Below are 11654 nucleotides of genomic sequence, written 5' to 3'. Positions count from 1 at the left end.
TACTTCGATTAACCTAAAGCACTTAATCAAAATGAACCCTTCATCAGCCATTGGTCACACTCAGTCCCTTCATTCCTCACCAGATCGTACTCAAACAAGCCAAACCCTAGCTATCCAGATTGCCTCAGCCCTTGAATCCGCGCTCCCCGGCGTCAACGCGAACAAACTGGTTCATGCCCTCGACACCCTGCTAGGCGGGCGCGGCAACTACACCCTTGTGGGTAGCGCTGCCATGCATCTTCATGCACTTGAACACCCCAACGCCACATGCAAACTGCCCCTTCCCCATGATCTTGATGTTGTTGTCAATGACACTGCAATTCGCCGGGTAGAACTGGCCAATCCGGAAACACTGGGCAAACTGAATTTGAAACGCGACGCAAATTTCGCGCATGTGTTGCACATGACACGCGAGAATGCACCCGACCTGAAAATAGACATCGTCTCTTCCAGCACCCCGGGTTTTCTAAAATACCAGTTCAACCCGCATTCCATTCATGGCGTGCAAGTTGGCATGTTGGCGGACTGCCTGGCCGATTACAAAGCCAGGCGTACCGATCAGGAATTCATAGAACAATGTGGAGGCAAAACGCAAGCAAATGCAAAGGTTCAACCCTGGCTGGATTATTTCGACCAGTTTCGCAACGAGGCCGGCACTGTGTTACCGCGGCAAGCTGCGAAAAGACGATTTACGGAGTCAAGCGCCCCAAGCCCTGAACAAGCATTGGGTGAGCCAGGCCATGCCAGGTCAACCGCGAGAGTTTTGAAATTTGGAAGCTAAGGTGGGGAATTAAGCCAGGCGACAGAATTTAGAAATCAAACTGTTTGCTGGCTCATTTCACTGACTTGAACCAGCGTATTGTGCGCATCAATTTCACTTTGACAGTGCATGCGGCACTGGCCACAACCTGAACAAGCACCGGTTTTCATGGTGATGTCATCTACAGACCCGCAACCGCTGCGAACAGCCTCGGAAATGGTACGGTCGCTAACATTGGCACAAATGCATACGATCACGGGAGGACCTCAAAATGCGTTGAACTTGAAATTAATAATAATGATTCGCATTACTATAATCAAGTGTTTTTTCAACGCATCTTGAAAATCTTTAGAGAAATTACTCTGAAACACCCATCATGGACTGCTCATAATTTTGCAGACCAACCCGGTCAATCAGGCTCAGCTGGGTTTCCAGCCAATCGATGTGCTCTTCCGTGTCTTCCAGAATCACTTTCAAAATGTCGCGAGAAACATAATCGCGCTCTTCCTCAGACACTTTGATCCCGTCCTTGATGGTGACCTGGGCAGCGCTTTCCATTTTCAGGTCGCTTTCCAGAATTTCGCGGGTGTTCTCGCCAATCATCAACTTGCCCAGGTCCTGCAGATTCGGCAGCCCGTCCAGCATCAGCACACGTTCAATCAGTAAATCGGCGTGTTTCATCTCGCCAATTGATTCCTCGTACTCTTTTTTCTTGAGTACGTCCAAACCCCAATTCCCGAAAATGCGCGAATGCAGGAAATACTGGTTAATTGCTGTCAGCTCGTTTTTCAACTGCGCATTCAGCGCAGCAATAACCTTGTTCGAACCTTTCATAGTTCTTCTCCCTTGCATTCAAAATCAACTCAATCCCACAGTGTACAACGTGCACCAAGTGGCCTGAAACCCTTTTCTGAAGCGCCTTTTAAAAAAACACTTGCTAAAATCAATAAGATAAATAATAATGAGAACACTTATCGTTTAAATCTTTCCGGGTGAGATTGCCGTGGGTCTACCGCAAATCTCCTTCTTCGCAACAGTTGGCATCCTCACCGGTAGGCCTTCCTCGCTCGGAAAGACCCTCCCGCACCAGCCAGCCGCCGCAAGCCAGTGCTTTTTTCTGCTAAACTCTTCTTGATATTAATTCTCATTCACAATATTGGAGTGCATGAAAATTGCTTGCTGATTCAATAGTCCGCAAGCAAGATCGAAGCAATTGACTCAATGAACACAACGTTGAACACCATGTCCGTTCCAATGAGTGCTCCCTTGAGCAACAACACGCAAACCATGAGCAACGCCCTCACCTTCACCGGTGTTGTGCTGTTGCATGTGTTGGGCTTGGTGTGGGCTGCGCAACAGCTCAGTGTCAGCGACCCTGTGATTACACCGCCCAGCGTGGTGGGCGTACTGGTGGCCCCTGAACCCGAGCCAGCACCACCACCGCCAAAACCTGTGCCACCACCACCCAAGCCTGAGCCCAAACCGGTGGTGAAACCCGAGCCCAAGCCGGTACCAAAACCAACACCCAAGCCCACACCAAGGCCAGAGCCTGTGCGTGAAGTGGCACCCGAGCCTGTGCAACAAGCAGCGCCAGTGGTGCCCACTCCACCCGCACCGCCTGTGCAGGCGGCCCCCGCCCCCGAGGCACCCGCGCCGGTGACGCCACCCCGCACGGATGCTGCGCACCTGAACAACCCGGCACCCCAATACCCCGCGCTGTCGCGCAGATTGGGCGAGCAAGGCCGGGTCATGCTGGATGTTTACATCCTGCCCGATGGCAGTGTGGGTGAAATCAAATTGAACCGCTCAAGCGGCTTTCCGCGACTGGACAACGCAGCCCTTCAGGCTGTGAAAACCTGGAAGTACGTGCCCGCGAAACGAGGCGATAAGCCAATTCCGTTTTGGTATGTACAACCGGTTTCTTTTGTATTGAATAACTGAGAACATTGAATTTAAGCGAGGTTTATTGAAATGGAAAACAATCCTTACGGTATGGCCGCCATGTGGGCCCAAGGCGACTGGGTCATTAAAAGTGTGGCATTGCTGTTGTTGATCATGTCGATTGCGTCGTGGTACGTCATCATCACCCGCAGCATTCGTCTGTACCGCCTGCGCAAAAATGTCGGTGCGGTTGACAAATTCTGGCACACCCACAGCTTTGCAGAGGGCCTGCAAGTGCTGGGCAAAGACACCGGCAATCCGTTTCACCACATGGCCATTGAAGGCCAGGCTGCGGTGAACCACCACAGCACCAACAAAGACGACTTGCACGGGCAAATCAGCCTTGCGGATTGGTTGAGCGAAGCACTGCGCGGCGCCATGGACGAAGCCGCTGAAAAGCTGCAATCGGGCCTGTCCATTCTGGCCTCTGTGGGTTCTACAGCACCGTTTGTTGGGCTGTTCGGAACGGTGTGGGGTATTTACCATGCGCTGGTGGGCATTGGCGTTTCTGGCCAGGCCAGCATCGACAAAGTGGCGGGCCCAGTGGGTGAGGCGCTGATCATGACCGCATTTGGATTGGCTGTGGCCATTCCAGCGGTGTTGGGTTACAACGCATTGACCCGCGCCAACAAAGGCTTGCTCAGCAAGCTGAACCGATTTGCGCGCCAGTTGCACGCCTACTTCCTGACCGGCTCACCCATGCAGAAAGACTCTGCCGTGCGCACCATGCCCTTGAAAAAGGAGGCGTAAGCCATGTCGTTCAATTCTTACGACGATCAGCAGGAAATGAGCGAAATCAACATGACGCCCCTGGTGGACGTGATGCTGGTGCTGCTGATTATTTTCATCATCACCGTGCCAGTGATTACACATTCCGTGAAAGTGGATTTGCCACAGGCCAGCCAGCAACCCACCGAAGTGAAACCCGATGTGGTTACGCTCAGTGTTATGCGTGACGGCACCTTGAACTGGAACGATGAAGAACTCACCTTCGAAAACCTGGAGCTTCGCTTGCAGGCTGTGGCCCAACAAGACAAACAACCCGAGTTGCGCATTCAGGGCGACAAGGCGGTGGAGTATGAAAAGGTGGTGCAAGTGATGGCCGCTGCGCAACGTGCAGGCATTGAGAAATTGGGATTCATGACTGAGCCCCAAAGTACGCCCTGATTCAAATTTGCGGGCACATTAAACACTCTGACTTGAAGTCGTGCGAAACTGGGCGCTAAAGCTTGTATTTAGCGCCTTTTTTTATTGATGCCTATTCATGAATACATCCGCCTTGAATCCCGGTTTTCTATCCCGCAGTGTTGGCCCCATACACATCAATCTGGATCGGCAACTGTACAACGCCAGCCATGTGTTGAACTTTGAGAAAACACCCGCAAATCAATATTTGTCCACATTCATTCACCGCATGTTCAACGGCGAAGTGGTCAACAGCACCGAAAACCGGCCTGCTGGCCACTGGGCCTTGCGTGCAGCCTGCAATGCGCAGGCCTACCACTTGCCAGTGTCGCTGGTGGTGAATGGTCGTGATGAACTGGCATTGACCAGGCAAGTGCAAGCGCAGATGGAAGCCTTCGTGGATCAGGTTCGATCCGGGCGCTACACCACACCCGACGGTGTGCGTTACGACAGCGTCTTGCATCTGGGCATTGGTGGTTCTGACCTGGGCCCGCGCTTGCTCAACGACGTGTTCAGCAAACTGGATTTGGGCGAAACACCTGCCTTGAAAATCCGCTTTGCAGCGAACGTGGATTTTCATGAAATGAAAGCTGCGCTGGCTGCACTGAACCCAAAAACAACGCTGGTGATCATTGCCAGCAAATCCTTTTCCACCCGAGAAACCCTGCACAACGCGCAGCATATTTTCAAATGGCTGGATGCCGCAGGCCCTGCCTACCGCCCCAAAGCCTTGGTGGCCGCAACCTGCAAACCCAACAAAGCGATTGCTTTGGGCGTAGCGGCTGACCGGGTATTTGAATTCAGCGAAACTGTGGGTGGGCGTTACTCACTGTGGGGACCTGTGTCAATTGGCGTGCGCATGGTGCACGGCAACCCGGTATTCAATGAACTGCTGGAAGGTGCTGCGCTGATGGACGGCCATGTGCTGGAAAGCAAAGCAAGCCAGTGCATTCCCACCCTGCTTGCGTTAAGCGACCTGTACAACCTGGAACACGGTGTGGCTTCGCTGATGCTGAGTCCTTATGATTCTCGCCTGGGTCAACTGGTGCCCTACCTTCAACAGCTGTGGATGGAATCGCTGGGCAAAGGCGTGAACAATGCAGGCGAATTGCTTGATCGACCCGCTTGCCCAATTTTGTGGGGCGATGTGGGCACCAACGGACAACATGCATTTTTTCAAATGCTTCACCAAAGCAAAATTGCCAGCTCAGTAGAATTGATTGCCGTGGTGCAACCCGATCACGATGAAGTGCAATCTCACCAGGTGCTGCTCTCGCATGCTTTGGCGCAGTCGGAAGCCTTCTCGGTGGGGCGTTTGAATTCCCCCGAAGAAATGAACGATCCGTCATTCAATTACAAGTCGTGCCCAGGCAACCGCCCGGTGCAAATGTTGTTCATGGATTCGCTCACGCCCTATTCGCTGGGCGCACTGCTGTGCCTCTGGGAACACCGCACCGCCGCCCTAGCCGCCATGCAAAACATCAACCCCTTCGACCAGTGGGGTGTTGAGTTGGGCAAGGGTATTGCCGAGCAACTGGAGCACAGCGTGCCGCCCGGCCATGTGCCTGCAGACAACCCGGTGACCGCCCACATGATTAACCGTTTTCTGAAAAACGCTGCGCCGTGATGCATTGGCAAGCCCTGCCCTTGCCAGCATGCAGCCTGGCCGAAAGCCCACGATATGCACACTGTAGCTGGGCTTGGGTGGACATCAACAAACGCACCCTGTACCGATTGAACCAAGCCGATATTTTCAAGCCGAAACCAGAGAACTTGCACACCCTGCAACTTCCCGATGAAATTGGCTGTGTGCTGCCTACTGCGAAAGCCAATACTTGGGTGGCACTGGGCAGGCAAGGTGGTTGGCTGATTGAAGGTGATACCTGCACACTTCAACTGAATGCGCCATTTGATTCGGGCAAACACCGCTTCAACGATGGCCGGGCCGACACAGCGGGAAGAATCTGGATTTCGACACTGGTCGATGCACGCAGCCCTGCAAGCGCTGCGCTGTATTGCATTGAGTCAGGAAAGGCTGAACTGAAAATTGCTGACCTGATAGTGGGCAACGGCCTTGCATTTTCACCCAGGGGCAATTCGGCTTTTCTAAGCGACACCCGACACAAATGCATTTGGCGATTTGACTACTCGGTCAAGACCGGTGAGTTAAGCAATCAACAATTGATCAAGCAATACACAGAAGGTACGGCACGGCCGGATGGTGCCTGCTTTTCTGCCGACGGCAGCTATTGGGTTGCCATTCTCGAGGGCTACCGCCTGGAGCGCTTCAGTGAGCGCGGTGAATTCATTGAAAGCATTGAATTGCCACTGGCCAAACCCACCATGCCCTGTTTTGGCGGCGCACAAGGCAATGTGCTGTTGGTGTGCTCGGCACAGGCCGACGAGAGGTTTCCCAACAAACCGGGGTTTGAGAACGTCAGCCTTGTCGCTTGCGAAACAGGCTTCAAAGCTTTGGCGGAAAATTTCGCCAACGCCACTCACTTGGTGTAACGGCTTTCAATCAGGTTCTTCTTCAATCGCGCCATGTTTTTCTGAACTGAGTCGCCCAATTGAATAGCCACCTGCGTGGCCAGAATATCCACGATACAAAGATGCAACAGGCGCGACACCATGGGGCTGTATTGCTCGTAGTACTCACCATGGTCAGCCGGAATATGCACCTGTACCGCTTGTGCCAATGGCGAGCCCGACGCTGTGATCGCAAGGGTGTTTGCGCCAGCTGAACGTGCAATTTGGGTCGCGTCGAGCAAGTCCTGGCTACGGCCTGAATTTGAAATGATGATGAGGCAATCGCCCTTGTTCAACATCGACGCCGCCATGATCTGCAAATGCCCATCTGAATAAGCATGCGCGGTGCAGCCCATGCGGAAAAACTTGTGCTCGGCATCCAAGGCCACGAAGCCGGAATTGCCCACACCGTAGAAAACCAGTCGACCTTTTTTGGCAATGGTTTTCGCCAAAAGCTGGGCAGCTTTGTCGATTGGTTTGGCTGGTGCTGTATTTCGAAATGTGCGCAGTGTATGAATGGCGTTGTCGAGTACTTTTTGAATCAGTGTTTCGCCAGTGTCACTGGCCTGTACCGTTTGGTGAACAAAGGGCACACCTTCGGTCATGCTGGCAGCCAGTTTCAGTTTGAAATCACTCAAACCTTCATAACCCAGCGTTCTGCAAAAACGCACCACCGAAGGGCTGCTGACCCCTGCTCGTTTGGCCAACTCGGTCACCGGCATTTTTTGAAAACCACTGGGATCTTTCAACACCAGCGTTGCAACAGCATGCTCGGCACTGGAAAACTGATCCAGCGCCATTCGGATTCGATCAAGTAAATTCATGAACACAAGGGACATCACCCGAGGTAATAAAATTACATTGTACTAGCGAATTACACCGCGCGCCTTAAAGTACTGAACCAGCACATTGGGCTCGAATGGCTTGGAATAAAAGGCATCAATTCCTGCGGCCATGGCCCGGGCATATTCAGCCAAACGCGAGCCTGCGGTTACAGCCACGATGGGAGTTTTAACATATTCCACCATGTCACGAATGTGACGTGTGGCACTGAAACCATCCATCACCGGCATGTGCAGGTCCATCAAAATGGCCGCCACATTGACACTTTTGTCTTGAAGCATGTCCACCGCAACCTTGCCATTGCCGGCCACCACCACCTGGGCGCCCAGTTTACGCAGGCGAATGGCATTGATCTTCGCCACAGTGGGGTCGTCCTCAACCAACAACAACTTCAAATTGTTCAAAGGCAAATCGCTTTCAGGGTTGTGTGCAGCAATCGACTGGGCGGTGGCTCGCCCCACCAGCTTGAGCGGAATCTGAAAACCGGCACAGGTGCCATTGCCCAGCTCACTTTGTATCTGAAACCGGCCGTTCATCATTTCCAGATACTTGTGCGTGAGGTAAAAACCGACTCCCATGCCGCCGCCACCACGGGTGCGGCGTTCCGACTGGTTCGCAAAAGGTGTACCGAGGGAATCAATCAGCCCGGAAGCCATGCCAATGCCGTTGTCGCGCACCTGAAAATGAAAGCCTGGTTCAGGTTGGGAGTGAAATGCGATTTCGACCTGAATGCGGTTGGCGTCAGAGAACTTCATGGCGTTGTCGATCAAACCATGCATCATTCGACCTATCCTGACTTTGTCGCCCAACACAATAGGATCAAACTCAAATTGCTCCACCGTCTGAAGCAAATGAATTTGCCCAGGGTGGGCACGCTGTACCAAACGCAATCGATCAAGCCACAGGGCCCGCAAATCGAATTCTTCATCGTCCAATTGCAAATCACCCAACATGCTGTCGGCGTAATCCATCAGCATCCGTACGCTGCGGGTAACGTCAATATTAGCCTTGTCAAGATCCTGAAAAAGCTCGGCCTGGTCTTCGTCCAGTTGCGTTGCGGAAAGCTGATTCAGCATTTCAAGAGAATTGTTCAAAGGGGTGCGCAGTTCATGGCTGACCACGTTCAGAAAGTGGTTCTGCTGGCGGATCACCTGCATCAACTCTTTTGTTTTGTGCCGCAGGCGCTCGTTGCCATGTTTCAACTCAGCAAGAAGCCTTGCTTTTTCAGTCACATCGGCAATGGCCAAAGTAACCACTGGCCAGGGGCCTTCTCGGTTTACATTCAAACCGATCTGAACCATGATTTCTTCGCCAGATTTGCGACAGGCTGGGAAGTATTTTTGCCCGGTTCCCTGACCCATCATTCGACCGTGGGAGGACTGTAGAAAACCTTTAAATAGTTCGGAATGAGCTGCACGCAAATGGGCTGGCAGCAGTAACTCGAAATTCTGGCTGTGGAGTTCACTCGCTGTATAACCAAACAGGTCTGCACAGAACGCATTGAGTGAAAGGATCTTCCCGAGGTGATCAATCTGCATCAAACCAACGGGGCTGTGCTCCAGTACATCAGGGGTGATTTGTTCGAAGTTCAAGATGGAGCAGTTTTAATGTATTGATTACTGCCCAGTGTGCCAGTGTCGAAATAAAAACAAGGGGACAGTACAGCGGTAAAGTCCCCTCTTCTCTTTCAATTGATAAATTTATCTTTTGAATTAGTTAACAATCGAAAACTTTAACTACGAAATGCGGGTGAAGCCCATCCCTGCCCCGAGTTCGCAGGCCTCGCGGGCAAGGGCACACCACCAATGATCTTTTCAGTGGCTGTGCCGTAACGCAGCCAGGTTTGTGTGGGCTGCGTGCCCACGCCCGGCTTGGTGTAGTCGCACACGCCTTGCGGGAAAATTTCCTTCACCTGGGCCACAAAAGCGGCCGGGTCGGCCATGGGCACCACACCCGCATAATCTGCCGCATCAACAGGTTTCAACACACATTTGTTGGCCAGTGTGCGAATGTCATCGCCCGCCACCGTGCGAGGGGTGCCGAAACGGGTTTGTACCAACACGTGTTGCAACTCGGCAATTGGGCCGGTCAGTTGAGCCGACATGCCTGTGGGATCAAAAGCGGAGAAATCCAGCCCGCACACCTGATTGCTCAACTGATCAAAAATTTGACCCGCCTCGGGTGGTGGCTTTGGAATGCTGCTGGAATTGGCCATGGGTAGAATTGGCTCTGGGAAAAACAGATTGCCGCTTAGGGGTACAAAGGGGCCGTCGTCGGCATAAATACTTTGAGCCGACAAACATTTGTCACGCGCAGCCGCTGGCTTGTTGGCCACTACTTTTTCGGGCAAAGGCTTGTTGCTGTCATCGGCCTCAATCTGGCTTAGCCAGCGGTCCATCACCAACAAAGCTTCGGTGCTGTATGTTGAATCGCCTGCCAACACCAATTGACCAAACCAGATCACATGGTTGTCGAAGTGGCCCTGCGTGGCATTCAAACGGGCGCGCATTTGCCAACTGTGAAAAGCGTCGTGCGCAATGCCGGGGTCGGGACCGCGCAAATCGATAATTGGAATATTGCTCAAATGTTCAGCGGTATTCACTGCACCAGTTTTGTATGAGTTGGCCAAAGCCAAGGGGTCGGCCACAGTGCGGTTGGCCACACGTTGAATGTCCACATCGAAACCGCCTATGTTGCGGTTCAAATCCAGAAACTGATCTGCAGTGATGGTGCCTTGCTTCAAAGCACCCAGGCCATACTGCACACCCACGTTGTCCAGTGGAATACCACCGAATCCGCGCCCGATTTTTTTCTCGTTCTCGCTCCACACATCAGGCGTTCTAAAGCCAAACTGGGTGCTCATGTAATCGATCAAACCACAGCGCAAACCACCCGGGTTATTCACCGGGTCGTAAGGCATGGCTGCGCCATTCAAGCCACGGCAATTTTGTGCATAAGGGTAGGCCTTGGGAAAGAAAGCGTTGTCTGACAGCACCGGGTTAACCGGCAAATGGCCATACACCGCACTCCACTGCACATAAGGCAAGAAGTTGGTCGCAAACTGCGGAAACTGGCGAGAATTTTCAGCTTCGTTCACACCGGGATAACGATTGCCAAAATAAGAATTCAACAGGTTGTAATCGGCGAACTGGGTGGCTGTAGTCCACACATCGGGATATGAACACTGCACGATAATGCCTTGGTAAATACCAGGGTAGGCATTGGCAATGTGCTGCTGGGCAATGGCCCCACCCGAGCAACCGGTGCCCATGGTGTAACGAATTTCGCCATATTGCTCAACAATCCGTTCTTTCACCATCATCAGTGATTCAGCGGCGGTCACCAAATTCACGTTGTGACCCAAATTGGCCATGGCAGTGGAGGTGGCAATAAACCCGCGCCCCAAAGCCACGGTGATGCTGTCACCCAGCAAAAACTCCGCGCCATCAGGGGCTGTACCGGAAATATCGCCATTGGGCGGGTTGCCAGGCGCATAGCTTACGCCCACATTACCGCCATGGTGAACCAGCACTTTGCCGTTCCACTGCGCTTGGGGCTTCCAGGGTTGCCAGTCCTCGGCCGGGTTAAACAGCGTGCGAATTTGGTAGCGGTCGCGGTTTTGTACGCCCCGCTCGGTGCGAATGATGAAAGGCACAGTCACGCCGTGGTCGGTCGTAGTCATTGCAATTTCACTGGCCGGTGGCGGATTCTCCGGATCGTAGGGCAGGAAGGTGGGCGCAAATTCCTGTTCCTGGAAATTCGAATTGGTCAACACATGCTGCAACTTGTTGGCAGGCACATATGAAAAACTGAACACGGCAGGCTGGTTACATTGGGCATCCACTGCGCCTTCGTTGGTACACGTCCAGGGTTGCAATTGCGGTCCGGAAAACACCGGCCCGCCGTTCGGATGGTTGGTGATGGTGCTTACAATGCGGCCCGTGTTTTTCAACACCGCCATGAGGCGGTTTTCACCCAGGGCCAAGCCCTGAATACGGCCCATGTAACGGCCATTTTCTCGCAGGGCAAACTGATCACTGACATCGACCGTGCCCAGCATCACTTTCACATTTTGCAGGTTGGCCGGGTCTTCTGCAGTGATTTCAACCAGAGCATTGCCATCGCTGATCAGGTCGGCACGATTGGACAAAACACGAATGCCATCACCGGGCTCCAGCTCGACCGGCGTTTCTTCATTGGGGTTGGTTATCGTGGGGCCATCGCCCCCCGCCAAGGTGGTGGAATCGTTCCCGCCCAAACAGCCCGCCAAAAGCAAGGCCAGCGTGCTGAACGCCAGTGCGGTGTGTCGTGTTTTGCTCATGTTTTCTTGTAAGTTTGAATTGTCTCCAAACCTTCATACTTCAAGCCAACACTTTCAGATTCACCTTGTAAATCA

The 11654-nt window shown here is 52.9% G+C and carries 11 protein-coding genes; 6 read left to right on the top strand and 5 right to left on the bottom strand.

Annotated features, from left to right (window positions below):
* Positions 1–31: 31 nt before the first annotated feature.
* Positions 32–781, top strand: a complete 750-nt coding sequence (locus FCS97_RS07045; RefSeq protein ID WP_138517675.1) for a hypothetical protein — start codon at positions 32–34, stop codon at positions 779–781.
* Between the two features lie 35 nt (positions 782–816).
* On the opposite strand, the gene FCS97_RS07040 is transcribed toward FCS97_RS07045, so the two are convergent.
* Together FCS97_RS07040 and bfr are read right to left on the bottom strand one after the other, a co-directional pair.
* Entirely contained in the window at positions 817–1017 is a 201-nt protein-coding gene (locus FCS97_RS07040; RefSeq protein WP_138517674.1) for a (2Fe-2S)-binding protein, read from the bottom strand.
* Between the two features lie 100 nt (positions 1018–1117).
* Positions 1118–1594, bottom strand: coding sequence for a bacterioferritin (gene bfr / locus FCS97_RS07035; protein WP_138517673.1), 477 nt, complete (start codon positions 1592–1594; stop codon positions 1118–1120).
* A 387-nt stretch (positions 1595–1981) separates the two neighbouring features.
* Between bfr and FCS97_RS07030 the strand changes: the two genes are divergently transcribed.
* The 5 genes from FCS97_RS07030 (at position 1982) to FCS97_RS07010 (ending at position 6397) form a co-directional block, all read left to right on the top strand.
* Positions 1982–2701, top strand: coding sequence for an energy transducer TonB (locus tag FCS97_RS07030; protein ID WP_138517672.1), 720 nt, complete (start codon positions 1982–1984; stop codon positions 2699–2701).
* 30 nt (positions 2702–2731) lie between these two features.
* The gene (locus FCS97_RS07025; protein ID WP_138517671.1) at positions 2732–3451 is read left to right on the top strand and encodes a MotA/TolQ/ExbB proton channel family protein; all 720 of its coding nucleotides are present in this window, start codon (positions 2732–2734) and stop codon (positions 3449–3451) included.
* Positions 3452–3454: 3 nt separating this feature from the next.
* Positions 3455–3868: an ExbD/TolR family protein gene (locus tag FCS97_RS07020; protein WP_138517670.1), complete on the top strand. Its 414-nt coding sequence runs from the start codon at positions 3455–3457 to the stop codon at positions 3866–3868.
* 97 nt (positions 3869–3965) lie between these two features.
* The gene (locus FCS97_RS07015; protein ID WP_138517669.1) at positions 3966–5513 is read left to right on the top strand and encodes a glucose-6-phosphate isomerase; all 1548 of its coding nucleotides are present in this window, start codon (positions 3966–3968) and stop codon (positions 5511–5513) included.
* On the top strand, positions 5513–6397 hold the full coding sequence (locus tag FCS97_RS07010) for an SMP-30/gluconolactonase/LRE family protein (RefSeq protein WP_138517668.1): 885 nt from the start codon (positions 5513–5515) through the stop codon (positions 6395–6397). Before FCS97_RS07015 ends, FCS97_RS07010 begins: the two co-directional genes overlap by 1 nt.
* Here FCS97_RS07010 and FCS97_RS07005 read toward each other — a convergent pair.
* The 3 genes from FCS97_RS07005 to FCS97_RS06995 all read right to left on the bottom strand — a co-directional run bounded on the left by FCS97_RS07005 (position 6385) and on the right by FCS97_RS06995 (position 11579).
* Complete coding sequence (locus FCS97_RS07005; RefSeq protein ID WP_138517667.1) at positions 6385–7239, bottom strand: MurR/RpiR family transcriptional regulator; 855 nt, start codon at positions 7237–7239, stop codon at positions 6385–6387. The two genes, FCS97_RS07010 and FCS97_RS07005, sit on opposite strands and share 13 nt — an antisense overlap.
* A 42-nt stretch (positions 7240–7281) precedes the next feature.
* Positions 7282–8850 carry a hybrid sensor histidine kinase/response regulator gene (locus tag FCS97_RS07000; protein ID WP_138517666.1) on the bottom strand — a complete coding sequence of 523 codons (1569 nt, stop codon included), beginning with the start codon at positions 8848–8850 and terminating at the stop codon, positions 7282–7284.
* Between the two features lie 140 nt (positions 8851–8990).
* A complete protein-coding gene (locus tag FCS97_RS06995; RefSeq protein WP_138517665.1) occupies positions 8991–11579 on the bottom strand; it encodes a DUF6351 family protein in 2589 nt (862 codons plus the stop codon).
* Between the last annotated feature and the right edge of the window lie 75 nt (positions 11580–11654).

This window comes from Limnobacter alexandrii, assembly GCF_005871185.1.
In the GTDB taxonomy this organism is placed as follows: domain Bacteria; phylum Pseudomonadota; class Gammaproteobacteria; order Burkholderiales; family Burkholderiaceae_B; genus Limnobacter; species Limnobacter alexandrii.
This window is presented reverse-complemented; position numbering and strand designations above follow the sequence as displayed.

What these genes read in the sequence shown, in the direction of transcription:
- bfr (WP_138517673.1), bottom strand. Translation starts at nt 1,594, where the DNA reads ATGAAAGGTTCGAACAAGGTTATTGCTGCGCTGAATGCGCAGTTGAAA.
- FCS97_RS06995 (WP_138517665.1), bottom strand. Translation starts at nt 11,579, where the DNA reads ATGAGCAAAACACGACACACCGCACTGGCGTTCAGCACGCTGGCCTTG.
- FCS97_RS07030 (WP_138517672.1), top strand. Translation starts at nt 1,982, where the DNA reads ATGAACACAACGTTGAACACCATGTCCGTTCCAATGAGTGCTCCCTTG.
- FCS97_RS07025 (WP_138517671.1), top strand. Translation starts at nt 2,732, where the DNA reads ATGGAAAACAATCCTTACGGTATGGCCGCCATGTGGGCCCAAGGCGAC.
- FCS97_RS07020 (WP_138517670.1), top strand. Translation starts at nt 3,455, where the DNA reads ATGTCGTTCAATTCTTACGACGATCAGCAGGAAATGAGCGAAATCAAC.
- FCS97_RS07010 (WP_138517668.1), top strand. Translation starts at nt 5,513, where the DNA reads ATGCATTGGCAAGCCCTGCCCTTGCCAGCATGCAGCCTGGCCGAAAGC.
- FCS97_RS07005 (WP_138517667.1), bottom strand. Translation starts at nt 7,239, where the DNA reads ATGAATTTACTTGATCGAATCCGAATGGCGCTGGATCAGTTTTCCAGT.
- FCS97_RS07015 (WP_138517669.1), top strand. Translation starts at nt 3,966, where the DNA reads ATGAATACATCCGCCTTGAATCCCGGTTTTCTATCCCGCAGTGTTGGC.
- FCS97_RS07045 (WP_138517675.1), top strand. Translation starts at nt 32, where the DNA reads ATGAACCCTTCATCAGCCATTGGTCACACTCAGTCCCTTCATTCCTCA.